This window comes from Enemella evansiae (assembly GCF_002250705.1).
Classification (GTDB): Bacteria; Actinomycetota; Actinomycetes; order Propionibacteriales; family Propionibacteriaceae; genus Enemella; species Enemella evansiae.
Window position 1 is genome coordinate 156,745 of sequence record NZ_NMVP01000033.1, and the last position, 23,636, is coordinate 180,380.

At 68.3% G+C, this 23,636-nt stretch carries 29 protein-coding genes; 8 read left to right on the forward strand and 21 right to left on the reverse strand.

What is annotated here, in order from left to right; all coding sequences use genetic code 11:
* From nucS to BI335_RS14825, 8 genes are all read right to left on the reverse strand, one after another.
* Entirely contained in the window at positions 1–711 is a 711-nt protein-coding gene (gene nucS, locus BI335_RS14790; protein WP_094431817.1) for an endonuclease NucS, read from the reverse strand.
* Between the two features lie 75 nt (positions 712–786).
* A complete protein-coding gene (locus tag BI335_RS14795) occupies positions 787–1,419 on the reverse strand; it encodes an LON peptidase substrate-binding domain-containing protein (RefSeq protein ID WP_094431819.1) in 633 nt (210 codons plus the stop codon).
* 18 nt (positions 1,420–1,437) lie between these two features.
* Entirely contained in the window at positions 1,438–2,520 is a 1,083-nt protein-coding gene (locus tag BI335_RS14800) for an NADH:ubiquinone reductase (Na(+)-transporting) subunit F (RefSeq protein ID WP_094431821.1), read from the reverse strand.
* Positions 2,521–2,524: 4 nt separating this feature from the next.
* Entirely contained in the window at positions 2,525–2,854 is a 330-nt protein-coding gene (locus BI335_RS14805; RefSeq protein WP_094431824.1) for a phenol hydroxylase subunit P4, read from the reverse strand.
* Between the two features lies 1 nt (position 2,855).
* Positions 2,856–4,463, reverse strand: coding sequence for a YHS domain-containing protein (locus BI335_RS14810; RefSeq protein ID WP_229119609.1), 1,608 nt, complete (start codon positions 4,461–4,463; stop codon positions 2,856–2,858).
* A gap of 2 nt (positions 4,464–4,465) precedes the next feature.
* Positions 4,466–4,789: an MmoB/DmpM family protein gene (locus BI335_RS14815; protein WP_094431826.1), complete on the reverse strand. Its 324-nt coding sequence runs from the start codon at positions 4,787–4,789 to the stop codon at positions 4,466–4,468.
* Position 4,790: 1 nt separating this feature from the next.
* Complete coding sequence (locus BI335_RS14820) at positions 4,791–5,816, reverse strand: ferritin family protein (protein WP_094431828.1); 1,026 nt, start codon at positions 5,814–5,816, stop codon at positions 4,791–4,793.
* 34 nt (positions 5,817–5,850) lie between these two features.
* Positions 5,851–6,285, reverse strand: a complete 435-nt coding sequence (locus tag BI335_RS14825) for a hypothetical protein (protein ID WP_094364609.1) — start codon at positions 6,283–6,285, stop codon at positions 5,851–5,853.
* 247 nt (positions 6,286–6,532) lie between these two features.
* On the opposite strand from BI335_RS14825, the gene BI335_RS14830 reads away from it, so the two are divergent.
* The 6 genes from BI335_RS14830 (at position 6,533) to BI335_RS14855 (ending at position 13,170) form a co-directional block, all read left to right on the forward strand.
* A complete protein-coding gene (locus tag BI335_RS14830; protein ID WP_094431831.1) occupies positions 6,533–8,821 on the forward strand; it encodes an ATP-binding protein in 2,289 nt (762 codons plus the stop codon).
* Positions 8,822–8,921: 100 nt separating this feature from the next.
* Positions 8,922–10,148, forward strand: coding sequence for a 3-hydroxyacyl-CoA dehydrogenase (locus BI335_RS14835; protein ID WP_229119610.1), 1,227 nt, complete (start codon positions 8,922–8,924; stop codon positions 10,146–10,148).
* 12 nt (positions 10,149–10,160) lie between these two features.
* Positions 10,161–10,439 carry a hypothetical protein gene (locus BI335_RS14840; RefSeq protein ID WP_094431833.1) on the forward strand — a complete coding sequence of 93 codons (279 nt, stop codon included), beginning with the start codon at positions 10,161–10,163 and terminating at the stop codon, positions 10,437–10,439.
* Between the two features lie 30 nt (positions 10,440–10,469).
* On the forward strand, positions 10,470–11,288 hold the full coding sequence (locus BI335_RS14845) for an alpha/beta fold hydrolase (RefSeq protein WP_094431835.1): 819 nt from the start codon (positions 10,470–10,472) through the stop codon (positions 11,286–11,288).
* A gap of 59 nt (positions 11,289–11,347) precedes the next feature.
* Positions 11,348–12,514, forward strand: a complete 1,167-nt coding sequence (locus tag BI335_RS14850; protein WP_229119611.1) for a sensor histidine kinase — start codon at positions 11,348–11,350, stop codon at positions 12,512–12,514.
* On the forward strand, positions 12,511–13,170 hold the full coding sequence (locus BI335_RS14855) for a response regulator transcription factor (RefSeq protein WP_094431838.1): 660 nt from the start codon (positions 12,511–12,513) through the stop codon (positions 13,168–13,170). The genes BI335_RS14850 and BI335_RS14855 overlap by 4 nt, the downstream gene beginning before the upstream one ends.
* Before the next feature lie 93 nt (positions 13,171–13,263).
* Here BI335_RS14855 and BI335_RS14860 read toward each other — a convergent pair whose 3' ends face one another.
* Both BI335_RS14860 and BI335_RS14865 read right to left on the reverse strand, forming a co-directional pair.
* On the reverse strand, positions 13,264–13,494 hold the full coding sequence (locus tag BI335_RS14860; RefSeq protein ID WP_208109123.1) for a type II toxin-antitoxin system Phd/YefM family antitoxin: 231 nt from the start codon (positions 13,492–13,494) through the stop codon (positions 13,264–13,266).
* A 58-nt stretch (positions 13,495–13,552) separates the two neighbouring features.
* A complete protein-coding gene (locus BI335_RS14865) occupies positions 13,553–14,257 on the reverse strand; it encodes a peptidylprolyl isomerase (protein WP_229119613.1) in 705 nt (234 codons plus the stop codon).
* Positions 14,258–14,316: 59 nt separating this feature from the next.
* On the opposite strand from BI335_RS14865, the gene BI335_RS14870 reads away from it, so the two are divergent.
* Both BI335_RS14870 and BI335_RS21575 read left to right on the forward strand, forming a co-directional pair.
* Positions 14,317–14,922: a cob(I)yrinic acid a,c-diamide adenosyltransferase gene (locus BI335_RS14870; RefSeq protein WP_094428529.1), complete on the forward strand. Its 606-nt coding sequence runs from the start codon at positions 14,317–14,319 to the stop codon at positions 14,920–14,922.
* Positions 14,919–15,095, forward strand: coding sequence for a hypothetical protein (locus BI335_RS21575; RefSeq protein ID WP_166646688.1), 177 nt, complete (start codon positions 14,919–14,921; stop codon positions 15,093–15,095). Before BI335_RS14870 ends, BI335_RS21575 begins: the two co-directional genes overlap by 4 nt.
* Before the next feature lie 13 nt (positions 15,096–15,108).
* On the opposite strand, the gene BI335_RS14875 is transcribed toward BI335_RS21575, so the two are convergent.
* The 11 genes from BI335_RS14875 to BI335_RS14925 form a co-directional block, all read right to left on the reverse strand.
* Positions 15,109–15,561, reverse strand: a complete 453-nt coding sequence (locus BI335_RS14875; RefSeq protein WP_094428531.1) for a DUF2550 domain-containing protein — start codon at positions 15,559–15,561, stop codon at positions 15,109–15,111.
* A gap of 177 nt (positions 15,562–15,738) precedes the next feature.
* Positions 15,739–16,158 (reverse strand): F0F1 ATP synthase subunit epsilon, encoded by a 420-nt coding sequence (locus BI335_RS14880; protein WP_094355378.1) that lies wholly within the window; start codon positions 16,156–16,158, stop codon positions 15,739–15,741.
* 5 nt (positions 16,159–16,163) lie between these two features.
* Positions 16,164–17,621 (reverse strand): F0F1 ATP synthase subunit beta, encoded by a 1,458-nt coding sequence (gene atpD / locus BI335_RS14885; protein ID WP_094355379.1) that lies wholly within the window; start codon positions 17,619–17,621, stop codon positions 16,164–16,166.
* 3 nt (positions 17,622–17,624) lie between these two features.
* The gene (locus BI335_RS14890; RefSeq protein ID WP_094355380.1) at positions 17,625–18,536 is read right to left on the reverse strand and encodes a F0F1 ATP synthase subunit gamma; all 912 of its coding nucleotides are present in this window, start codon (positions 18,534–18,536) and stop codon (positions 17,625–17,627) included.
* 6 nt (positions 18,537–18,542) lie between these two features.
* Positions 18,543–20,183, reverse strand: a complete 1,641-nt coding sequence (gene atpA, locus BI335_RS14895; protein ID WP_094355381.1) for a F0F1 ATP synthase subunit alpha — start codon at positions 20,181–20,183, stop codon at positions 18,543–18,545.
* Between the two features lie 65 nt (positions 20,184–20,248).
* Positions 20,249–21,043 (reverse strand): F0F1 ATP synthase subunit delta, encoded by a 795-nt coding sequence (locus BI335_RS14900; protein WP_166646689.1) that lies wholly within the window; start codon positions 21,041–21,043, stop codon positions 20,249–20,251.
* Between the two features lie 8 nt (positions 21,044–21,051).
* Positions 21,052–21,609, reverse strand: a complete 558-nt coding sequence (locus BI335_RS14905) for a F0F1 ATP synthase subunit B (RefSeq protein WP_094428638.1) — start codon at positions 21,607–21,609, stop codon at positions 21,052–21,054.
* Between the two features lie 31 nt (positions 21,610–21,640).
* A complete protein-coding gene (locus tag BI335_RS14910; protein WP_094355383.1) occupies positions 21,641–21,862 on the reverse strand; it encodes an ATP synthase F0 subunit C in 222 nt (73 codons plus the stop codon).
* Between the two features lie 60 nt (positions 21,863–21,922).
* Positions 21,923–22,732, reverse strand: coding sequence for a F0F1 ATP synthase subunit A (gene atpB / locus BI335_RS14915; protein ID WP_094405217.1), 810 nt, complete (start codon positions 22,730–22,732; stop codon positions 21,923–21,925).
* Positions 22,729–23,034 (reverse strand): AtpZ/AtpI family protein, encoded by a 306-nt coding sequence (locus BI335_RS14920; RefSeq protein ID WP_229117773.1) that lies wholly within the window; start codon positions 23,032–23,034, stop codon positions 22,729–22,731. Before BI335_RS14920 ends, atpB begins: the two co-directional genes overlap by 4 nt.
* A gap of 53 nt (positions 23,035–23,087) precedes the next feature.
* Positions 23,088–23,570: a hypothetical protein gene (locus BI335_RS14925; RefSeq protein ID WP_094355385.1), complete on the reverse strand. Its 483-nt coding sequence runs from the start codon at positions 23,568–23,570 to the stop codon at positions 23,088–23,090.
* Positions 23,571–23,636 lie beyond the last annotated feature (66 nt).

Genomic DNA, 23,636 nt, shown 5'->3' on the forward strand with positions numbered 1-23,636 from the left:
TCAGAACAACCGGTCCTCGGCATTGTCCATGCCGCGCAGGGCGTCGTAATCCACGGTGACACAGGAAATGCCGCGATCGGTGGCCAGCACCTTGGCCTGCGGTTTGATCTGCTGGGCGGCGAAGATCCCGCGTACCTCGCCGAGCAGCGGGTCGCGGTTCAGCAGCTCCAGATAGCGGGTCAGCTGCTCGACGCCGTCGATCTCGCCGCGCCGCTTCACCTCGACCGCGATGTGCTGCCCGTCGGGGTCGCGGTACATCAGATCAACCGGGCCGATCGCGGTCGGGTACTCGCGGCGGACCAGGGTCCAGCCCTCGCCGAAGGTCGCCGGCTGCTCGGCCAGCAACTCCTGCAGATGGGCCTCGACGCCGTCCTTCTGCAGCCCGGGGTCCACGCCCAGCTCGTGGCTGAAATCGTGCAGCACCTCGAACAGCGAGATCTGCAGGGTGTCACCGTCGCGGCCGGTGACCTCCCAGACCTCGCTGACCTGGTCGTCCAGGTCGGCGGTCACCGCGGCCTCGTCGGCCTCCGGCTCGCGGACCTTCAGCGTGCACGGCGGGCTCATCCAGTTCAGCGGCTTGTACGCCCGGTCGTCGGCATGGATCGAGACCGAGCCGTCCGCCTTGACCAGGATCAGCCGGGTCGCGGGCGGCAGATGGGCGGTCAACCGACCGGCGTAGTCGACCTGGCAACGGGCAATCAGCAGACGCACCGGGACACCCTATCCGGATCGGGCGGTCCCTTCGACTCGCTCGTTCTTCCCTCGCTCAGCCCACGTGGGCTGAGGTCAGCTGCGGTCCATCCGGAAGGGGACGCTGTGGGTGTGGGTGACCAGTGCGGTCTCGTGCTGCAACGCCTTGGTCAGCACCCGCAGCCGGTGCACCGGGTCGGGATCGGCGAGCAGGGCCACCCCGGTACTGAGCGGGAACGGGCCGTCGCGGGCGATCAGCCAGGCCAGTTCGTCGGGGGCGGTCGGCAACTCGAGGTCATCGGCGCCGAGCGCGGCGGCGTACGCCTGCATCACCTCGCGCAGCTTCGCCGCCGGCGCGTCCAGCTCACCGGGGGTGACGTCCCGGTCCCGGATCCGGGACACCTCGGCCACCAGGTAGGGCTTGTCGGCATCGTCGAGCAGCCGGTCGATGCTGAACCGCCAACTTCCGGCGGCGGTGACCAGCATCCGCTCCCCCGCCGGCTGGGCGCTCAGGATCCGTACCGCGCACCCGGTCTCGGCGATCGCGTGCAGGTTCTCCGGGCCGACCTCATGCCCCTGCCGGATCGGCACCAACCCGAACTCCCGCCGCTCCGGCGGCAGCTCCGACAGGTCGGAGAGCAGCTCCAGATAGCGGGGTTCGAAGATCTGCAACCGCAGCACCGCACCCGGCACCTGCAGGGTGCCCAGCGGGAACAGCGGAAACTCCATGCCCCCACGATAGGCGGCTCACCGTTTGATCAGCGGCGACCCCACCCCGGCCGCCTTGTCCCCCTCGTTGAAGAAGTCCTCATGGAAGATGTCGCGCGGGAACAATCGCTTGCCCATCATCGACTTCAGGCAGGCCTCCACCATTCCCGGGGAGCCGCACATGTAACCCTGGTAACCCTTGAGGTTCTCGAAGTCGGCCTCCATCACCTGGTTGACGAAACCTACGCGGTAGCCGTCGGATTCCTCGCGGTCGGCCCCGTCCCCATTGGCAACGCAGGCGTGGAAGGTGAACTGATCGGCGTACTCCTCGGCCAGCTCGCGGAACACCTCCACGTCGTAGAGATGCTCCCGGGTCGCCGCGCCGGCGTACAACACGATCTCGCCCTCGTACGCCTCGTTCTCCAGCGCGTGCCGGATCATCGAGGCAAGCGGCGCCAACCCGGTACCGCCGGCCAGCATCACGATCGGCTTGTCCTCCTCCCAGGTGCGCAGCACGAACCGTCCGTAGGGGCCGGACAGCTTGACCTCGTCGCCCTCCGCGGCGCTCTTCCACAACCAGCCCTCGGTGCCAAGTCCGCCGGGGACCAGGCGCACCTGGAACTCCACGATCTTGTTCTCGGTGGGCGAGTTGGCCATCGACCAGGTGCGGTCGATGCCGCCGCTCCCGGGCACCTCGACGCGCATGTACTGCCCTGCGTTGAAGCCCAGCTCCCGGTCGAGCTCGATCTTCAGCCGTTTCACGTCGGCGGAGATGTCGGTGAGCTCGACGATCGTCCCGGTGAAATCCTGCACCGGAAAGACTTCCAGCTCCTCGTCCACGTCGATGTCGGCCTCGAGGGTGACATCGGACTCGGGCTTGGCGCAGCAGGTGAGGGTCTTCCCTTCCAGTCGCTCGAAGTCCATCAGGGCGAAGGTGGACGCCTCGCCGTGATCGACGTCCCCGTCGAGGAGGTCCACCTTGCAGGTCGCACACGTGCCGTGCGTGCAGGAGTGTGGCAGCCACACTCCTGCACGCAGGCAGGCGTCGAGGATCGTCTGATCCTCTCGGCACTGGACCTCGCGACCGAGCGGCTCCACCCTGATGGTGTGGGTCTCGGTCATCGGTTCATCCCTTCGCGAGGTCGAGCGAGACGGTGTTCTTGTGCCGGATGCCGAGCTCGGCCAGGGACTTGTCATCCTCCGGCTCGAAGTCCTCCTCGATCAGCTTCCAGACGAACGGTCCCTCCGCCTTGAAGTCCGGGTCCGCACTGGCCCAGGGAATGACCTGGGTGTCCACGAACTCTTTCCAGGACATGGTTTGCGGCACCCGCAGGGCGACCGCGGAGGCGAAGAACATGCTGTCTCGACGAAGGACGTGGACGAGCATGTCGTCGCCGTACAACGCCTGAGCGGAACGGGAGTCGAACTCGTAGGTGCCCAATGATTTGACCGCCATGTCAGGCCTCCTTCACGGACGTGGCGAACGGTTCCTGATCGGACACGTCCTCGGTCTTTTTGGAGTCGCCGACGACGTCCTCGACCTGCGTGTGCCACTTCTGCCAGTTCTGGTGGTCCACCGAGCCGACGTACTCGCCGTTGTCGCCCTCGGTCATGCCGTACCAGTCGAGAACCTCCGGCACCGACGGCCCACCGCAGTTGCCCAGCATGATCTGGTGCACCGGCATCCAGGCCTGGATGTACTTCTCCGGCTCGCGCTCGAAGATCCACTGGCAGCCATCGGAACACAGGTTGTAGTGCTCACCCTTGTACTCGCTGCTGCGCTGGCAGATCTTGGTGGGGTCACCGTGCTCGGGGAAGAGCATGGGGACCTGGCAGATCTGGCAGAGCTGAGGCAGACCCGGGTAGAAGAACCGGTTCCCCTCGGCGGCCATCTTGGCCTGCTTGTCGTAACGCGGCCGGTACAGCTGGTCGTAGCTGTCCGGATAGGACTTCGCCAACCAGGCGGAGTGTTCAGCGTCTGGGGTGGAAGTGGTGAAGTTCGCCGCAAACGAGAACTGATACAGCGCGTTGTGGGTGGCGTGGGAAAGGTGGTCCTTCTCCCAGATCGCCTGCTCCACATGCTTCGGCGGGCGGATCCCATAGTACGCCAGATCGGGGAACAGCCCGTTCAGCATCTGCTGTTCGAAGTAGAGCTCGAAGGCCTCCTTCCAGCTCATCACCGGACGCGGAAGCATGTAGTCGAGCATCTGCGCGATGAGCGAGGTCACGCGGTAGCCGCGCCAGAACCACTTATCCACCCACTCCTGGACGATCGGCACGTTGTCCTCGTCCTGCTCCAACAGGAACTTGATCGCCTCCAGACCGAGGGTCATGTGCCGAGACTCGTCGGACTGGGCCGAGAAGCCGAAGGTCATCGTGGGCAGGTCTCCGTTGAAGGAGGCCCCCGACATGAACGGCACGAACAGCAGGTTGGTGAGCAGGTACTCGAAGGAGAACCCGATCGCGATCAGGAACTCGAACGGTCCCGCGGACAGCGCGTCCTCGAAGTACGACTTCGGCACCGACAGGTACCACACCCGGTCGAACATCTGCGGGAAGTTGTGGAACCCGGAGTAGTACTTGTTGTAGTTCGACAGCGTGTGGATCTCGGTCTGCGCGTGCCGCAGCTCGTCGATCGACTGGCACAGTGCGGCGAAGCGGGGGCCCGGGCCGTTGAAGTGCCGGGCCAGGTAGGAGAAGTGGCGGTTCGCCGCGTACTCCAGCGGGGTCACACCGCTCAGGAACACCTTCATCGCGTTCAGGTAGTTGGCCTCGGACAGGGTGAGATGTCCCTGTCCCTGGGCGAACCCGTCCAGCACCGAGTAGAGACGCTTGTCCTTTTCGGCCTGATAGCGGTAGTAGGCGTCGACGGTGAGCCGGAACGGGTCGTCCCACTTGGACCAGTCGTGGATCTTGATGCCCTCGTACTTGGTGTGCGGGAACATCTCGTCCTCGGAGACGTAGCTGGGGGTCCAGTCCAGGTCCCGGGTCAGTGCCGAGTAGCGCTGCTTCATCGACAGCTTCTTGGCCGGCTTGCGAGCTGGTGCTTCCTTCATGTCGGTCATGATCAGTACTCCTCATCCTCGTCGTCGTCCTCGATCGGCCGGCCCCAGGAGATGACGATCCGATCCTCATCCCACTCGCTGATGTTGCCGGCCAGGCTCACGATGGCCATTTGAAATGCGTGTGTCTCCCAGGTCCGCCCGAGGCGCTCCTCCACGGAGGCCCGGTTGATCTCCAGGTATCCCGGCGCCCGCAGTTTGACCAGTCCCGGGATGTGTTGTGCGATGCACTGATCGTTGTCGGCCTCGATGGCCTCGATCACCGCGCGGTTCTCCTCGTTCTCCTGCAGATCCACGCTGACAATGCGCTCGGAGGCATCCACCGCCATCTCAGGCCCCCGGCCCGTCGACGTCCACGCCCAGGGCGCGGAAGTGCTCGGCGGCCTTCTCTGCAGCGACGGTGACGGCCCCCGCACAGCCCACGTCTACCAGGGTGTCCGCATGCTCGGCCAGAGCACGGACCGCGTCCACCGCCTGCGGCAGCCAGGTAGAGACCGCCTCGCTGAGCGCCGCCCGGTTGGCGTCGCCGTGCTCGGGGTCGGCCAGCCACGTCTTGTACAGCGCGTCCAGCCACTTGCGGTGGTCGGGGTACCAGGAGGCGATGTGCTGGGCGAGCAGCGAGTAGGCACCGGCGCCGCCGATGATCGCCTCCTCGTCCAGGTGCCGGTAGATCAGGGCGTCCAGCAGCATGTCGAGCACGTCCATGCCAATGACGGCGACCGCCCAGTCCTGCTCGACCAGCAGGATTTCCACCATCCGCCGCAGCCCCTGCAGGCTGTCGTCCTCGACCCATGCCTGCTTGGCCGACTTGAGCACCGTGGCGGTGCCGTCGCCGAGCGCGAGGCCGACCCGGCTGATCAACTGCGCGTTGCCAATCCGGTCAAACCCCTCGTAGCCGAGGCACTGGGCGATGGTCGTTCCGTAGGAGAACCGGCAGGCACCCGAGAAGATCATCTGGGCGCCGGACTCCAGGTGCCGCAGCGGGACCACCACCTGGGCGATCAGATCGCGCCACGGCTGCGGCATGCGATCCAGCAGATCGTGGTCGCCCACGTAGTCCAGCGAACGCGCGAACGCCTCGTGCATCTGGGAACGGTTGGTCACATACGGGGTGTAGTAGTACTGCCGTGGATCCGCGTAGTCGTGAGGATCGACCAGCTTGAACCGGCTGAAGTCCGCGTCGTACAACTCCTTGTCCGGAGCCCAGGTGGGCCGGTAGTGGAAGTTCTCCACCGGCTGGAGGTAGTAGCTGCCCTCCTGGTAGCGGGTGGCCGGCTTGTCGCCGAACCGTTTGGCCACGTGGTCGAATGTCTGGCGCTGCGGCGTGATGACCTGTGTCTTCAGCTCGTACTGCATGCGCCGACCTCCTTTCCTTGGGTTGGTCGATTTGTCAGATCAGGTGAGCTCTGTGGTGGTTACGCAGATCAGCCACCAGGCAGAGTCGAATGATGAGATCGGGCAGGGCTTCGGGGCCGATCAGTTCGTAGGGCTCCTCGTTCGGCAGGTTGTCAGAGACGATCTGCCCGTGCGCGCCGGCCGAGTCGATCACGGTGGTGACCCGCGCCGCGTGCACACCGCACCGGATGGTGAACGACAACTCATTGCCGCCCACCTCGTCATACAGGGTGAGATGTGCTGCCGGGTCATCGATCACTGCATTGGCCTCGCAGACCAGCTGTTCGGCCAGCGAACGCAGTGCGACCTGTCTGTCCACACCCTCGTTCACGGCGCCGGGCCGACTCGGCCGCAGGGTCGGAGTCGGCACCTCTTCGGTCGATTCCTCGCCGCTCAGCACCTGAGCCAGACGATTCATGAAGAACGTCACGGGACTCCTCCTTGAGTCGTTCGTTCGCTCACACTGACGTTACGGTACCGGGTGCGGGGAGGAGTACCCGTAGAACTACCCGTCTTTGTTCGACCGTGCCCCCGGGTAGCGGCGTGGGATCCGCGTGCCCCGCTACGGAACGACCCCTCGCCCAGGTGGGGCTGGTCGCGTATTCTCTGCACGCGGTCCGAGGTGGGGCCGTGCGGCCCGGGGGCCGCGAGCACTACAGGATGTGGATCCGTTGGCGATGGGGCAGCTCTCGGCTCCGATGACCCGGTTCATCGGGCGCGGCCGCACCGTGCCCCAGGCCGAGTCGCTGATCTGCGAGAACCGGCTCGTCTCCCTGATCGGCCCCGGCGGCATCGGCAAGACCCGGCTCGCGCTGGAGCTGGCCGGACGCCTCGACGACCAGTTCGCCGACGGCTGTGCCGTGGCCGCCCTGGAGGTGGTGGTTGATCCGACCGACGTGCCGTGGGGGGTTGCCTCCGCCCTGGAGATCGCCGACCTGACCAACCGGGATGCGACCGAACGGCTGACCAACTTCCTCGGCCGCAAGCAGCTGCTGCTCGTGCTGGACAATTGTGAGCACCTGTTGGAATCCGCGGCGGACCTGGTGCTCACCGTGCTGACCCGCTGCCCGGGCGTACACGTGCTGACCACCTCGCGCGAACCGCTCGGGCTGGAGGGCGAGCACGTGCTCACCGTGCCGCCACTGGAGCTGCCGGAGCGGGACAGCGACCCGGCCACGGTCACCCGAGCCGAGGCAGTCGCCCTGCTGCTGGAGCGGGCCGTCCAGGCCGGCAGCCCGCTGGAGGTCACCGAAAAGAACTGCGCCGCCATCGCCGAGTTGTGCCGGCGCCTGGACGGGATGCCGCTGGCCATCGAGCTGGCGGCCGTGCGGCTGCGCAGCCTCTCGGCGGAGCAGATCCTGGACCGGCTCGACGCCCGGTTCCTCCTGCTGCGGCGCAACGGCCGCGGGCTGCTCCCCCGACACCAGACCCTGCGCAATCTGGTCGACTGGAGCTACGAGCTGTGCTCACCGGCGGAGCAGTTGCTCTGGGCCCGGATGTCGGTGTTCACCGCAGGCTGTGACTTGGACGCCGCAGAGGCGGTGGCCGGCTTCGGTTCCCTCCGCCGCGAGGAGGTGCTGGACCTGCTCGATGCGCTGGTCGCCAAGTCGATCGTGCTGGCCGAACAGACACCGTTGGGGATGCGCTATCGCCAGCTGGTCACCATTCGTGACTACGGTGCGGAGTTGGCCGCCAAGGCCGCAGAGACGGGAGAACTGCACCGGCGTCACCGCGACCTGATGCTCGAGCGGGCTCGGGGCATGGTGCGGACCTGGGCGGGGCCCGACCAGCAGCGCAGTCTGGCCCTGATGCGTGCCGACCATGCCGACGCGATCACCGCGATGGAGTGGTCCCTGGCAACCCCGGGCGAGGGGAACCGAGCGGCCGAGCTCGGCGCCCTGTTGCGTTACCACTGGGTGTCCGGGGCGTTTCTGCCGGCCGGACGGCACCGGCTGGAGCAGGTGCTCGCCTCCCCCGAGGTGACCGGGCGCGACCGCGCCGAGGCCCTTTGGGTGGCCGCTTGGGTGGCGCTGATCAGCGGTGACCACGCACTGGCCGAGGAGCACCTGAGCGAGGCCGAGCCGCTGGCGGCGGGACTGGCGGATGCGTTCCTGCGCGGTCAGGTGGCCAACTGGACGGGGCTGCTGCACCTGTTCCGGGGCAACGGCCCCGAGGCGGTGCGGCACTACCGGCAGGCCGCCGCCATCTTCACCGAGCTGGGGGACGAAGCGGCGCTGGAGACCGCGCTGTTCCAGCTCGGGCTGTCCGAGATCTATGGGGACTCCCCCGCCGCGGCCCTGCGCACCTCCGAGCGGTTGATCGCGATCAGCGACCGCAACGGGGAGTCCTGGTTCCGGGCGTACGTCTATTGGGTTCGCGGGATCGCCCTGTGGCACCAGGGTGAGTTGGACGCGGCGCGCACGGCCACCCTGGAGACGCTACAAATCCAGGCCGAGAACCTCGACGGGATCTGCATCGCGCACACCCTCACCCTCGGTTCGTGCATCGCGGTCGACTCCCACGACTTCGAGCGGGCAGCACGGCTGCAGGGCCTGGCCGAGGCGGTCTGGTGCACCTTGGGCACCCACGTCGCCTCGTTCGGTCCCGGTCTCGAGGGGGATCGGAACGCCGCCGTGCAGCGGGCCCGCTCCGCGCTCGGGGCGGAAGCGTGGCAGCGCGCCGTGCGCGAGGCAAGCGGCCTGGACCATCTCGGTGCGGTCAACGCCGGTCTCGACGAGGTCGCGAAGATCTGCGGTACGCCGGCGCCCAATCCGGTCGGCCTCACCCGGCGCGAGGCCCAGATCGCCGACCTGGTCGCAGATGGGCTGTCCAACAAGGAGATCGCCCACCAGCTCACGATCTCCACCCGGACCGTCGACGGACACGTGGAGAACATCCTGCACAAGTTCGGGGTGCGTTCCCGCGCCAAGGTTGCCGCCCAGGTGCTCAGCCAGCGCGCCCTCTGAGAGGCACCCGGCACAGCAGTCCTCGGGGTGACCACCATCATGGTCTGACCCCCGGTCGAACCACCTCCCCACCACCCGGAGCACGGATAGACTCGTGCGGGTGACTACTGATCCGAACAACGAGAACACCATCCGTACCGTCGCCATGATCGGCTTGGGCACCATGGGCGCCGGGATCGCGGAGGTGTTCGCGCGGGCCGGGCTGGCCGTGCGTGGTATCGAGTACAACGACGAGGCGCTGGACCGCGGCCGAGCCATCCTGCAGAAGTCCACCGATCGCGCGGTGGCCAAGGAGAAGTTGACCGCCGAGGAGCAGACCGCGCTGCTCGACCGGATCGAGTTCACCACCGACACCGCGGCGGGCGTCACCGACGCCGACCTGGTGATCGAGGCGGTGAACGAGAACCTCGAGCTGAAGACCACGATCTTCCAGGCCGTCGACGCGGCCGCCCCGAAGACCGCGATCCTGGCCAGCAACACCTCCTCGCTCTCGGTCACCGCGATCGCCGCGGCCGTCGCCGACCCGAGCCGCGTGCTCGGCGTACATTTCTTCAATCCGGCCCCGGTGCAGACGCTGGTCGAACTGATCCGCACCGTGCACACCAGCGAAGCGACCCTCAACCGGATGGCCGACCTGCTGCGCGGCCTGGGCAAGTCCCCGATCGTCTGCGGCGACCGCGCCGGCTTCATCGTGAACGCACTGCTGGTGCCCTACCTCGGTTCGGCGATCCGGCTCTATGAGAACGGCTTCTGCACCCGGGAGGAACTCGACCAGACGATGGTCGAGCAGGCCGGCTACCCGATGGGCCCGCTCACCCTCACCGACCTGGTCGGCAACGACGTCACCCTGGCCGTGCTGGAGCGGATGTACGACGAGACCAAGGACCGGCTCACCGCTCCCCCGTCCCTGCTCCGCCAGCTCGTCACCGCCGGCTGGAACGGCCGCAAAGCCAACCGTGGCTTCTATTCGTACGCCCCAGAGGGCACCGAGGATCCCGGTCCGGTGCCCCCGCCGCGGGGCAGCCGCGCCGGTGAACTGCCCGACCGGCTGATCGCGGAATACCTGAACAACTGCCTGCGGATGGTCGAAACCGGGTACGCCTCGGCCGACGACATCGACACCGGCATGGTCGAGGGGTGCCGGATGCCGCCGCCGTTCGAGGTGCTCGCCACCCTCGGCCCGAAGCACGTCCTGGACGTGCAGCGGCGCACCTTCGACGAGACCGCCGAGCCCGGCCACCGCCCGGCCCTGTTGCTGGAACAGCTTGCCCAGGTGGAGAATCCGGCCGCCGCGATCGACGAACTCCGCCGCGCGACGGCGGCCTGACCGGAGCCCACAGTGCCCAACGGTCGCCGTCGCTCCAAGCACACCCGGGAACACCGGCCGCTGTCCGGCAACCACCCGGTGGCCGAGACCCGCGCCGACGGGCAGTGGCTGGTCCGCGGCGTACCGCCGGAGCGCGCGCTGAAGGCGTACACCTGTCCCGGCTGTGGCGGCACGATCCCACCCGGTACCGCGCATCTGGTGGTGTGGCCGCGGTTGCCCTCGATCGGCAGCGCCTCGGCGATGGACGAGCGCCGGCACTGGCACAAGCACTGCTGGCAGCGGCGCCGCTGACCCAAGCATTCCCAGCAGACAAGGAGAATCATGGAGCTGCACGCCACCCGCATCGGCGACGGCCCGGGGCCGCTGGTGGTGTTCAATCACGGAGTCTTCGGGCAGGGCAAGAACTGGACGTCGGTCGCCCGCGCCCTCGCCGCCGGCGACGGCGGCCCGGCCCACCGCTGCCTGCTGCTGGACATGCCCAACCACGGCCGCTCCGACTGGTCGGCGACGATGGACTACCCGACGATGGCCGACCAGGTCGCCGCCGCGATCGAGGCCGAGCCGACCCGCGAGGGCGGCAAGGTCGCCCTGATCGGGCACTCGATGGGCGGCAAGATCGCGATGCACCTGACCCTGCGCCACCCCGAGCTGGTGGACCGGCTCTGCGTGGTCGACATCTCCCCCGTCGGCTACGGCTCGATGCGGGACTTCCACCGCTACGTGCAGGCGATGAGCTCGCTCGACCTGGCCGGCCTGCGCAACCGCGAACAGGCCGACGCGCACCTGCGGGCCAACGGCGTCGACGATCCCGGCGTCCGCGCCTTCCTGCTGCAGAACCTGCGCCGCGAGCAGGACGGTGGCCAGGTGACCTGGCGCTGGCAAACCAACCTCGAGCTGATCCGGGACACCATGGACGAACTCGGCGGCTGGGTCGAACCGACCGAACCCGCCTGGCCCGGGCCGGTGCTCTGGATCGCCGGCGCCGACTCCGACTACGTCCGGCCGGAGTTCACCGAGGCGATGCATGCACTCTTCCCGCGGACCCGGCTGGTCACCGTCAAGAGCGCCGCGCACTGGGTACACGCCGACCAACCGAAGATCTTCCCCTCGAGCCTGCGGCCATTCGTGGCCGAACCGTGACCGAGCAGCGCAGCGGCACCCTGCGGCTGCTCGCCTAGGCCCTGCACGGCGCGGTCGCCGTGCTGCTGGTGATCGGGGTGGTACGCCTGCTCCGCGGCCCGGACCCGAGCGACCCGATCGGCGGCGACGGCTGGCGGGTCGCGCTCGGCTGTGCGACCGCGGTGCTGTTCGCGCTGGCGTACGCCTGGGGTTCGGTGCCGAACCGGTTCACCAGCCAGCGGGCGGCGCGCTGGTGGCTCGCCGCGGTCACCTCCTGCTGGGTGCTGCTGATGGTCTTCGCCGCCGAGTTCGCCTGGCTGGCGTTCCCGCTGTTCTTCCTGCACCTGCACCTGTTGCGGCGTTGGCATGCGGTGATCGCGATCGTGGTGATGACGATCCTGGTGATCGCCGCCCAGGCCGCGCACGCCGGCCGGCTGAAGGTGGCGATGGTGCTCGGGCCGATCGTCGGGGCGGCGTTCTCGGTGGTCGCCGCGCTCGCCTACGAGGCCCTGTACGCCGAGTCCGCGGCCCGCGCCGCCGCGCTCGCCGAACTGCGCGCCACCCGCGCCGAACTCGCCCGCAGCCAGCGCGAGGCCGGCCGGCTCGGCGAGCAGGAACGGCTGGCCCGCGAGATCCACGACACCCTCGCCCAGGGCCTCAGCTCGCTGGTGCTGCTGGGCCGCAGCGCCCGCAGCGAACTCGCCACCGACACCGCCGGCGGCCGGGGGCGCGCCGCCGACCTGCTCACCGAGATCGAGCAGGTGGCCGCCGAGAACCTCGGCGAGGCCCGCCGCTTCGTCCGTGAACTCACCCCACCGGATCTGGCCGAGGGCGACCTGGTGAGCGCGGTCCGGCGGCTGGTGGAGCGGCAGCAGGCGGCCTCCGACACGCGGTACGAGCTGCGGGTGAGCGGTGAACCGGTCCGCCTGCCGGCGCCGATCGCGACCGGCCTGCTGCGCGCCGCGCAGGCGAGCGTGGCCAATGTGCGCCAGCACGCCGAGGCCGCGCATTGTGTGCTGACATTGGGATTCCTGAGCGATGCCGTCACCCTCGACATCTTCGACGACGGTGCGGGCTTCGATCCGGAGCGGGCCGGATCGGCGGCCAGCTTCGGCCTGCCGGGGGTACGCGCGCGGATCGAGCAGCTCGGTGGCCGGGTCGAGGTCGAGTCCGCACCCGGCGCCGGCACCGTGATCGGCATCCGGGTACCGCTGCCGTCCGATACCGAGGCGGGGTCGACCCGATGAGCACGCTGCGGTTGCTGCTGGTCGACGACCATCCGGTGGTACGCCGGGGGCTGCGGGCGGTCTGTACCGACCCGGCCGCGCGCAGCGGCGTACCCGGTCTGGCGGAGGTGCTCGTCGTCGGTGAAGCCGGTGACGGCCAGCAGGCCCTCGACCTGCTCTTCGGGCCCGCGCCGCCGGCCGTCGACGTGGTGCTGATGGATCTGCAGATGCCGGTCCTGGACGGGGTGACCGCGATCGGCCGGATCACCGCCCACGAGCCGCATCCGGCGGTGCTGGTGCTGACCACCTACGACTCCGATGCCGATCTGGCCGCGGCCGCCGACGCCGGCGCGGCCGGCTATCTGCTCAAGGACGCCGCGGCGAGCGACATCGTGGCAGCCGCCTGGGCCGCCGCCCGTGGCGAACGCGCCCTGGCACCCGAACTGGAACGCCGGCTCGCCGCCCGAGCCACGGCACCGGACCTCACGCTGACCGCCCGTGAGCTGGAGATCCTCACCGCGATCGCCACCGGGCAGAGCAACCGTGAGGTCGCCCGCGAACTGTTCATCTCCGAGGCGACCGTGAAGACCCACCTGGTGCACATCTTCGACAAGCTCGGGGTGGACAACCGCACCCAGGCGGTCCGGGTCGCCCGCGAGCGGCGGATCCTGCGCTGAGACGGATGTCGCCGAGGCTCAACCGTCGGTGGTCGCCGCCCAGGGATCGATCGCTGCGGAATTCGCTGAGGACAGTGGCGCCCAGCAGGTACGTCACACCTCAGGCACCCGCAACCGCAGGTCGACCGGATCGAACTCGACGTCCAGGTCGTTATCCATGCTCAACCGTTCCACCAGATTCGCGCCCCACTCGCCCAGCCGGCGGTACTCCTCGATCGAGAGCAGTACGAATGCGGGCTCGCCGCGATCGGTGATCACCACCGGACCGTCAGCGGCCTTCCGCTTGGCCGCGCTCACGTCTCGATTGAACTCGCCGGCGGTCATGGTCGTAATCACCGCTCCCCCAATGTAGGTACGTACCCACGTTACCTCCCCGCCTGCGCTAGCTCTTCTCGGCGACCGAGATGATCCGCGCCTCGTTGTTGGGCTTGCCGGAACCGTCCTGGCTGGAGCCGTCCTGGCCCTCGGCGGCGATCCGGGCGACCACACCGAGCGACTCCTGATCCATCCGGCCGAAGACGGTGTAGTCGGGCGGCAGCTGGGAATCCGCGTACACCAGGAAGAACTGGGAACCGTTGGTGTCCGGACCGGCGTTCGCCATCGCGACGGTGCCGGCCGGGTAGCGGTCGCTGCTGGAGACCTCGTCGGGGAACTGATAACCGGGACCGCCGCGGCCGGTACCGGTCGGGTCACCGCACTGCAGCACGAAGATGCCGGAATCGACCAGCCGGTGGCACTGGGTGTTGTCGAAGTACTTCTGCTTGGCCAGCGACTCGAAGGAGTGCACCGTGCAGGGCGTCCGCGAGCGGTCCATGGTGATCGTGATCGGACCCTGATTGGTGGTCAGCGTCCACACCGCCTCACCGGTGGTCTGCACATCGGTGGTCGACGGCGGATCGACGGGCTTGGCCGGCTCCCCCGCCGGCTGGTAGACGCAGCCACCCGGCCCCGCCGAGGCGGCAGCACTCGCCCCGGCACCGGTCGACGAACCGCCCGAGCCACCGGGCGTCGACGGCGCACAGCCGACCAGACCGAGCGGCAGCAGAACGACGGCCGAGGCGGCCAGGACACGCAGGGGAAGACTCACCCGGGCAGCATAGCCAGCGGGGTACGCCGCCAGCGCGTCCGCCGCGCTAGAGTCGCAGCATGGTGGTGCTGAATCGGATCTACACCCGTACCGGCGATGGGGGCGAAACGCGGCTCTCCGACATGTCGGTGGCCCGCAAGACCGACCTGCGCGTGCAGGCGTACGGCGATGTCGATGAGACCAACTCGGTGATCGGGGTGGCCCTGGCCACCGGCGGCATCGCCGAGCCGATCGCCCGGGCGCTCGCGGTGGTGCAGAACGAGCTGTTCGATCTCGGCGCCGATCTGTCCAACCCGTTGCGCGCCGATCCGAAATATCCGCCGCTGCGGATCGAGCAGGCCTCGGTGGACCGGCTCGAGGGCTGGTGCGACGAGTTCGGCGACCCACTGCCCAAGCTGCGCTCGTTCATCCTCCCCGGTGGCAACCCCGCCGGCGCCCAGCTGCATCTGGCCCGGACCATCTGCCGGCGCGCGGAACGCTCCGCGTGGCTGGCGCTGGAGGCGTACGGCACCGACGAGGTGCCCGCCGACGACGACCGCCCCGGCGGGGTCAACCCGATCGCGGTCACCTATCTGAACCGGCTCTCGGATCTGCTGTTCATCGCCAGCCGTGCGGTCAACGGCACCGACGACGAGGTGCTCTGGGTCCCCGGCGGCGACCGGTGACCTATTTCCGGGTCGGCGTCGGGCTCACCCTGCTCTTCGGCCTGCTCTGCGCCCTGGTCCAGGCCTCCGGCCGGCAGGACTGGTGGGGCGGCCCGGCGATGGCCGGGGTGATGGTCGCCCTCTACTGGGCGCTCGGCCGGGAACTCTTCCCCGAAAGGGAAAACGGCAAGTAGGGCGCGCTCGGCGTCACTGCTGGAAGCGGCCGATCCCGGGCGGTGCGGCCTCCAGCCAGGAGAGCAGGCCGGTGGTCGATTCCGGGGCCATCGCCAGCTCCCAGCTGTGCTGGCCGCCGACGAGCACGGTGGACTCCAGGCGCACGACCCGCGGCGTACCGTAGAGCACCTCGATCTCACCGGGCTGGGCGTGGCGCTGGGTGTCCACGGTGGTGCTGGTACGCCGGAAGCGCACCTTGGGGCGGAGCGAGAGCGAGAGCGCCCGGAACCACTCCAGGTCCTCGCCCTGGTACCGGGCCACTCCCAGCGCCCAGCGGCTGCCACCCTGCGGGGATTTCAACGCACAATCAAAAATGCCGCCCTGGCGGGAGAGCCAGCGGCGGCGGAGGAAGAGCCAGACGAGCGGGATCAGGCAGGCGAGCAGGAGGGCACCAATCACCAGCTCGGCAATGATCTCCCACCCCATAGCGGCACATTAGCCACCCCATTGGCCAAAGACAAAAATGAGGGCGACAAGCAACCGTCTCACCGGTCGCCGAACGATCCGGCCAGCCACCGATCGATCCGGTCCGACCCCACACACGCGACAGGGCCGCCGCACCCGGGTGGGTACGGCGGCCCTGTCGGCCGGCTGGTTCGATGCTCAGCCGAGGGTGTTGCTGCCCTGTCGCTTCTGGGCGGCCTTCAGCTGGCCGGCCGCGCGCAGGTAGTGGCGGCGGGTCTCCTCGGAGTCGTCACCCTCGTCCATCTTGCGATTGGCGTCGGCGAGTTCCTTCTCGGCCTGGTCGAGGGAGATCTCCTCGCCCAGCTTGGCGTACTCGCTGAGGATCGAGACCCGGTTGTGGTCGACCGAGATGAAGCCGCCGTCGACGGCCACGATCTCCCGCTCCCCGTGGGTGGCGAAGATCACCACCGCGCTGGGCACCAGCACGCCCAGCATCGGCGAGTGGTTGGGCAGGATGCCGGTGTCGCCCTCGCTGGTCCGGGCGATCACCTGGTCGGCCTCACCGGACCAGACCTCGCGGTCCGCGGCGACGACCTTGACCTGCAGGGTGTCGGCCATCCGGATCAGCCCTCCTTCTGCATCTTGTCCCAGTTCTCCATCACCATGTCCATGCCACCGACGTTGAAGAAGGCCTGCTCGGCGATGTGGTCCACGTCGCCGTTGCAGATCATCTGGAAGCCCTCGATGGTGTCCTCCAGCGGCACGGTGGAACCGGGCACGTTGGTGAACTTCTCGGCCATGTAGGTGTTCTGCGACAGGAACTGCTGGATCCGGCGGGCCCGGTTGACGACGATCTTGTCCTCTTCGGAGAGCTCGTCGACACCCAGGATCGCGATGATGTCCTGGAGTTCCTTGTTGCGCTGCAGGATCTGCTTGACCTGCACCGCGGTGTCGTAGTGGGTCTGACCGATGTACTGCGGGTCCAGGATCCGCGAGGACGAGGTCAGCGGGTCCACCGCCGGGTAGAGACCACGCGAGGCGATCTCTCGGGAGAGCTCGGTGGTCGCGTCCAGGTGGGCGAAGGTGGTCGCCGGGGCCGGGTCGGTGTAGTCGTCGGCGGGCACGTAGATGGCCTGCATCGAGGTGATCGAGTGACCCCGGACCGAGGTGATCCGCTCCTGCAGCTGGCCCATCTCGTCGGCCAGGTTGGGCTGGTAACCCACCGCGGACGGCATCCGGCCCAGCAGGGTGGACACCTCCGAACCGGCCTGGGTGAACCGGAAGATGTTGTCGATGAACAGCAGCACGTCCTGGTTCTGCACATCGCGGAAGTACTCCGCCATGGTCAGCGCGGACAGCGCCACCCGCAGCCGGGTGCCCGGCGGCTCGTCCATCTGGCCGAAGACCAGGGCGGTGTCCTTGAACACCCCGGCCTCTTCCATCTCGTTGATCAGGTCGTTGCCCTCACGGGTCCGCTCCCCCACACCGGCGAACACCGAGGTGCCACCGAAGTTGTGCGCGATGCGGTAGATCATCTCCTGGATGAGCACGGTCTTGCCCACGCCGGCGCCGCCGAACAGGCCGATCTTGCCGCCCTGCACGTACGGGGTCAGCAGGTCGAGCACCTTGATGCCGGTGTTCAACATCTCGGTCTTCGACTCGAGCGCGTCGAACTTCGGCGGCTCGCGGTGGATCGGCCAGCGCTCGTCGATCTGCAGGGTGGCCGGGTCGGCATTCAGCACATCGCCGGTGGCGTTCCAGACGTGGCCCTTGGTGACATCACCGACGGGCACGGTGATCGGGGCGCCGGAGTCGCGCACCTCCTGGCCGCGGCGCAGGCCGTCGGTCGGCTTCAGCGAGATGGCGCGGACGATGTTGTCGCCCACGTGCAGCTCGACCTCGAGCACCATGGTGCGCTTCTCGCCGTCGGTCTCCACATCGACGTGCAGCGCGTTCATGATGTCGGGCATCTGGTCCGGCGGGAACTCGACATCGACGACCGGGCCGATCACTCGCGCGATCCGACCGATCTGGATGTCCTTGCCCTCGGTGCTGTTGGCATCGTTGACGGTGGCGGTCATCTCTCACTCACTCTCTGCTGTCGCGTCGGCCAGCGCGTTCACGCCACCCACGATCTCACTGATTTCCTGGGTGATCTGCGCCTGGCGGGCCTGGTTCGCCTCACGGGTCAGACGTTCGATCAGTTGCTCGGCGTTGTCGGTCGCCGACTTCATCGCACGCTGCTTGCTCGCCAGCTCGGAGGCCGCGGCCTGCAACAGGCAGAACTGGATCCGGCTGGCCACATAGAGCGGCAGCAGCTCGTCCAGCACCGTCTCGGCGTCCGGTTCGAAGTCGTAGAGCGGGAAGGTGTCCTCATCCTCCACCGGCTCCGCGGCCTCGACGACCTCCAGCGGCAGCAACCGGATCACGGTCGGCTGCTGGGTGATCATCGAGACGAACCGCGTGAAGACGATGTGGATCTCATCCACCCCGCCCTCGCTGGTCGGGGTCAGGAACTTCCCGATCAGCGCGTCGGCGATCTCCCGGGCATTGGCATAGGTCGGGGAATCGGAGAACCCGTCCCAGGTCTGCTCCACGTAGCGGTTGCGGAACTGGTAGAAGCCGATGCCCTTGCGTCCGCAGAGGTAGGGCACGACCTCCTTGCCCTCACCGTGCAGCAGCTCGGTCAGCTGCTCGCCCTGCTTGATCACCGAGGAGCTGTACGCCCCCGCGAGACCGCGGTCGGAGGTGATCAGCAGCACCGCGGCCCGGGAGGGGTTCTCCTTCTCGGTGGTCAGCGGATGGTCCACGTTCGAGAACGTGGCCACCGCCGACACCGCCCGGGTCAGCTCGCGGGCGTACGGGGCCGCCGCATTGGCCCGCTGCTGGGCCTTGACGATCCGGGACGCCGCGATGAGCTCCATCGCGCGGGTGATCTTCTTGGTCGTGGAGACCGAGTTCCTCCGCGACCGCAGCTCACGAAGACTGGCTGGCATCTGGTATCAGCCCCGCTTCTGCTTGACGATCTGCTCCTGATCGACCTCATCCGACTCCAGCGCCTCGTGCTCCTCGCGACCGGCCTTCAGCATCTTGCCGTCCGAGGTCTGGAAGCCCTGCTTGAACTTGTCGATCTCGGTGCCGAGCGCGTTCGCGGTGTCGTCGTCGAACTTGTTGGTCTCACCGAGGGTGGTCAGGATGTTGGTGTTGTGCCGCAGGTGATCGAGCAGCTCCTGCTCGAAGCGCAGCACGTCGTCCACCGGCACGTCGTCGAAGTAGCCGTTGGTACCGGCCCACACGCTGACGACCTGGTCGGCCACCGGGTACGGGTGGTACTGGCCCTGACGCAGCAGCTCGGTGAGCCGGGCACCGCGATCGAGCTGGCGCCGGGAGGCGGCGTCCAGGTCGGAGGCGAACATCGCGAACGCCTGCATGTCGCGGTACTGCGCCAGGTTGATCTTCAGGGTGCCGGCCACGGTCTTCATCGCCTTCACCTGGGCGGCGCCACCGACGCGGGACACCGAGATGCCCACGTCCACGGCGGGCCGCTGGTTGGCGTTGAACAGGTCGGACTGCAGGAAGATCTGGCCGTCGGTGATCGAGATGACGTTGGTCGGGATGAACGCCGACACGTCGTTGGCCTTGGTCTCGATGATCGGCAGACCGGTCATCGAGCCGGCGCCCAGCTCGTCGGAGAGTTTGGCGCAACGCTCCAGCAGACGGGAGTGGAGGTAGAACACGTCACCGGGGTACGCCTCACGGCCCGGCGGGCGGCGCAGCAGCAGCGACATCGCCCGGTACGCCTCGGCCTGCTTGGTCAGGTCGTCGAAGACGATCAGCACGTGCTTGCCCTGGTACATCCAGTGCTGGCCGATCGAGGAACCCGAGTAGGGCGCGAGGTACTTGAAGCCGGCCGGCGCGGACGCCGGGGCGTGCACGATGGTGGTGTAGTCCATCGCACCGGCCTCTTCGAGGACACCCTTCACCTCGGCGACGGTGGAGCCCTTCTGGCCGACCGCGACGTAGATGCAGCGCACCTGCTTGGTCGGGTCACCGGACTCCCAGTTCGCCTTCTGGTTGATGATGGTGTCCAGCGCGATCGCGGTCTTGCCGGTCTTGCGGTCACCGATGATCAGCTGCCGCTGGCCGCGGCCGATCGGGATCATCGCGTCGATCGCCTTGATACCGGTCTGCAGCGGCTGGCGGACCTCCTGGCGATCCATCACGCCGGCGGCCTGCAGCTCCAGCTGCCGGCGGCCGTCGATCGGGGTGATCTCGCCGAGACCGTCGATCGGGTTGCCGATCGCATCCACGACGCGGCCGAGGAAGCCGTCGCCGACGGGCACCGAGAGCACCTCGCCGGTGCCCTTGACCTTGGAGCCCTCCTCGATGCCCTCGGAGTTGCCGAGCACCACGACGCCGATCTCGCGGACGTCGAGGTTCAGCGCGATACCCATCACGCCGTTCTCGAACTCCAGCAGCTCGTTGGCCATGCAGGACGGCAGGCCCTCGACCCGGGCGATGCCGTCACCGGAGGTGACCACGGTGCCGACCTCTTCGCGCGAGGAGGTCTCCGGCGTGTAGTCCTGGACGAAGGAGTCCAGCGCGTTCCGGATCTCCTCCGGACGAATTGTGAGTTCCGCCATCGTTGCGTCCCTGCTCTCGTTTCCCAGTTGCGTTGGTCTAGTTGTTGTTGGGGGCGTACGCCGGCTCAGCCGAGCCTGCGCCGCGCCTGATCGAGCTTGCCGGCCACGGTGCCCTCGATGACCTCGTCACCGAGCTGGACCCGCACGCCGCCGAGGACCTGGGGGTCCACGATGACCTGCAGATCGACCTCGCGGCCCACCTGCCGGCTGAGCGCCGCGCGCAGCCGTTCGTGCTGCTCGCTGCTCAGCGGCTGGGCCACGTGCACGGTGGCGATGCCGCGGTTGCGCAGCGCCGCCGCCTGGCCCAGGTAGTCCTCGATCGTGTTGCCGTAGTTGCCGCTGCGGGAACCGACCGCACGCCGGGCCAGCACCAGGGTGGCCTCGTTGACGCGGCCGTCCAGCAGCCGGGTGACCAGCGTCTCGCGCCGCGCCGCCGGCACGCTGCGATTGCCGAGCGTCTCCACCAGTCCCGGGTCACCGGACACGGTGCGGGCGAAGCGGAACAGCTCGTCCTCGGTGTCGTCGAGCTGCCCGGCGGCCTGGGCCGCCCGCAGTTCGGCGCGTACGCCCAGTCGCTCGAGCGCCGCGGCGAAGGATCGCCCGCCGCCCCAGCGCAGGGCCGCGGTCTCCTCGACCAGACGCACCGCCTGGTCGGAGACCTTGCCCGTGAGCAGCTGCCGGGCCAGCCCCTTGCGCTGGTCGACCGACAGTCCGGGGTCGGTGAGGCCGCGACGCAGACCGGGCTGCGCCTCCACCGCATCGACCACCGCGAACAGCTCACCGGCCAGCGTCGAGTTGGGCTCCTGGGCGTCCAGGACGCGATCCAGGGAACCCAGCCGGGCCTCCTCGGCAGAGCTCACGGGGGCGCTCACAGCGACCCCGTCCCCTGGCCCGCGGAATCCCGGTTCGGCTGCGACTCGAGGTCGGCGATGAAGCGGTCGATCGTGCGCCGGGCCCGCTCATCGTCATCGAGGGACTCCCCGACGATCCGACCGGCCAGGGTGGTGGCCAGGCCGCCCACCTCGGTACGCAGCTGGTTCACCACCTGGGTACGCTCCGCCTCGATCTGGGCGGTGGCGTTGGCCACGATCCGAGCGGACTCGGACTCGGCCTGTTCACGCATCTCGGCCTTGATCCGGGCGCCCTCGTTCTTGGCGTCCTCCCGGATCCGGGCGGCCTCCTGGCGCGCCTCGGCGAGCTGCTCCTGGTACTGGCGCAGCGCGGCCTCGGCCTCCTCCTGCGCCTTCTCGGCCTTCTCCATCCCGCCCTGGATGGCCGTTGCACGCTCGGCGTACATCTTCTCGAAGGCGGGCACCACCTTCGCCCGCAGCACCAGGTAGATGAGGATCATGAGAATGATACCCATGATCACCTCGGAGAGGTGGGCCGGCGCGAGCGGGCCGAGGTTGATTGCCATCGGCACCATCATCGTCGTCCTTTCGACAGCCTCGGTGGGATCAGTTGATGACGAAGGCGAAGGCGAGCGCCAGGATGAACAGGGCCTCGACGATGGCCATGCCGATCCAGGCGGTGCCCATCATGGCGCCACGGGCCTCGGGCTGACGGGCGGTGCCCTGGATGACGGAGGCGAAGATCAGGCCTACGCCGATACCGGAGCCGATGGCCGCCAGGCCGGCGCCGATCATGTTCACCGAGCCGGCGATTTCCATGGGGGTCATGTGGGTTTCCTTTCGGATTTCCGTTTTATTGGACGGTCTTTGTGGTGGTCAGGTGGGCGGTCAGTGTTCCTCGGCGAGCGAGGAGGCGACGTACTGAGCGGTCAGCACGGTGAAGATGTAGGCCTGCAGGGTCGCGACCAGCAGCTCGAGGGCGAAGATCGCGAAGCTGAACACCAGCGACACCCCGCCGGCGAACTTGTAGAACAGGCCCTGGGACTCGGTCAGCAGGTAGGTGCCGCCGACGACGAACACCAGCACCACCAGGTGGCCGGCGAACATGTTGCCGAAGAGTCGCAGACCGAGGGTGACCGGGCGGACGATGAAGTTCGACAGCAGCTCGATCGGGGTGATCAGGATGTAGAGCGGGGCCGGGACGCCGGCCGGGAAGAGGCTGTTCTTGAAGTACTTCCCGCCGTGCCGGGCGATGCCGGCGGCGTTGTAGATGATCCAGCTGAGGATGGCCAGACCCCAGGCGTACCCGACATTGGAGAAGGTCGGGAACATGAACAGCGGGAAGACCCCGAAGACGTTGTTCACCCAGATGAAGGAGAACAGCCCGAGCAGGTAGGGCAGGTAGCGCCGGAAATCGTGACCCAGCGCATCGCGGGCGACCCCGTTGCGGATGAAGTCGTAGATGTACTCCCAGAAGAACTGGCGCTTGCTGGGCAGCACGGTGAGCTTGCGGGAGGCGAGCAGCCAGACCACGATCACCAGCACCGCAGCGATCACGGCCATCACGAAGGGCTTGTTCAGCCACGCCGGGGCGGAGTCCCACCAGCCGGGCAGACCGTTGAATCTGAAGTCCTCGAGGCTCGGCGGCTTGTAGCCCCCGCCGCCTTCGAGCGGGAGCAGCGGCGTGGACGGGTTCACCGGCGTTCCTTCCCAGTGGTAGTGGACTTTCCGTCCGTCGCAGTCTCGGACTGCTCGTGCGACATCCGGCGAATCACGATGTAGACACCCAGTCCGGCGCCGAGCACCAGACCGATCGGCATCAAGAAGCTTGTCTGCAACCAGCGGTCCAACAACCACCCGAGCCCGCCGTAGCAGAGCAGTCCGGCGATCAGGTAGGACAGCACCCGCATGGCCTCGTTCTGACCCCGGGCATCGGCGGCCCGATCGGCCGAGGAGCGCGCCTGCGGCTCGCGATCGTCGCGTGCGGTGGCCAAGGTCACCGATCCCTCCTGCTGGTTCCGCAGCGGAACATTATCAGTCCGTACGCCGATGGTCACTTCGCCTCACCCCCACTGGGGTCTGATGAGTCGGGCGCCTGGGTCGGCTCATCGAAGTAGGGCACGCGGAGCCGGTGCAGGGCGTACGCCTCGGCCGCCAGCCACCCGGTGACGGTCAGCGCGGCGCTGACCACCAGCGGCACCCGGGCCAGGCTGGCCGGGTCGCTGGCCAGGTTGAACCAGGCGTACAGCACGAAGAGCATCAACCCGACGCGGAAGCCGAAGGAGGCCAGCGTGGCGGCCAGCACGGTACGGGTGTCGGCGGCGGCGAAGCGGACCTGGACGGCCTGCCCGATCACCTGGAAGACGATCACCAGTGCGGCGCCGAAGAGGGCGGCGAACAGGCCCCGCTTCCCCATCGCGACGGCCGAGACGCCGATCGCGAGCAGGGCGGCGGCGTGGGCGCCGAGCAGACCGGCGAAGAGCAGGGTACGGGCACGCTGGATCGCGATGACACCACCGCCGTGGGAGGCACCCACGGAGGAGGCTGGCCCAGGGGGCACGGCACCGGTCACAGTCGTCATCGTCCCGCACATCTCGAGGTC

Bases quoted from the DNA above. Each gene is read 5' to 3' on its own strand.
- atpD (WP_094355379.1), bottom strand. From the start codon at position 17,621: ATGACCGCCACCGTCAACGATGCCAACAGCACCGAGGGCAAGGACATC.
- BI335_RS14905 (WP_094428638.1), bottom strand. From the start codon at position 21,609: ATGGTGCCGATGGCAATCAACCTCGGCCCGCTCGCGCCGGCCCACCTC.
- BI335_RS14910 (WP_094355383.1), bottom strand. From the start codon at position 21,862: ATGACCCCCATGGAAATCGCCGGCTCGGTGAACATGATCGGCGCCGGC.
- BI335_RS14810 (WP_229119609.1), bottom strand. From the start codon at position 4,463: ATGACCGACATGAAGGAAGCACCAGCTCGCAAGCCGGCCAAGAAGCTG.
- atpA (WP_094355381.1), bottom strand. From the start codon at position 20,183: ATGGCGGAACTCACAATTCGTCCGGAGGAGATCCGGAACGCGCTGGAC.
- BI335_RS14820 (WP_094431828.1), bottom strand. From the start codon at position 5,816: ATGCAGTACGAGCTGAAGACACAGGTCATCACGCCGCAGCGCCAGACA.
- BI335_RS14830 (WP_094431831.1), top strand. From the start codon at position 6,533: ATGGGGCAGCTCTCGGCTCCGATGACCCGGTTCATCGGGCGCGGCCGC.
- BI335_RS14795 (WP_094431819.1), bottom strand. From the start codon at position 1,419: ATGGAGTTTCCGCTGTTCCCGCTGGGCACCCTGCAGGTGCCGGGTGCG.
- BI335_RS14815 (WP_094431826.1), bottom strand. From the start codon at position 4,789: ATGGCGGTGGATGCCTCCGAGCGCATTGTCAGCGTGGATCTGCAGGAG.
- BI335_RS14860 (WP_208109123.1), bottom strand. From the start codon at position 13,494: ATGACCGCCGGCGAGTTCAATCGAGACGTGAGCGCGGCCAAGCGGAAG.
- BI335_RS14890 (WP_094355380.1), bottom strand. From the start codon at position 18,536: ATGCCAGCCAGTCTTCGTGAGCTGCGGTCGCGGAGGAACTCGGTCTCC.
- BI335_RS14880 (WP_094355378.1), bottom strand. From the start codon at position 16,158: ATGGCCGACACCCTGCAGGTCAAGGTCGTCGCCGCGGACCGCGAGGTC.
- BI335_RS14855 (WP_094431838.1), top strand. From the start codon at position 12,511: ATGAGCACGCTGCGGTTGCTGCTGGTCGACGACCATCCGGTGGTACGC.
- BI335_RS14800 (WP_094431821.1), bottom strand. From the start codon at position 2,520: ATGACCGAGACCCACACCATCAGGGTGGAGCCGCTCGGTCGCGAGGTC.
- BI335_RS14845 (WP_094431835.1), top strand. From the start codon at position 10,470: ATGGAGCTGCACGCCACCCGCATCGGCGACGGCCCGGGGCCGCTGGTG.
- BI335_RS14805 (WP_094431824.1), bottom strand. From the start codon at position 2,854: ATGGCGGTCAAATCATTGGGCACCTACGAGTTCGACTCCCGTTCCGCT.
- BI335_RS14870 (WP_094428529.1), top strand. From the start codon at position 14,317: ATGGTGGTGCTGAATCGGATCTACACCCGTACCGGCGATGGGGGCGAA.
- BI335_RS14875 (WP_094428531.1), bottom strand. From the start codon at position 15,561: ATGGGGTGGGAGATCATTGCCGAGCTGGTGATTGGTGCCCTCCTGCTC.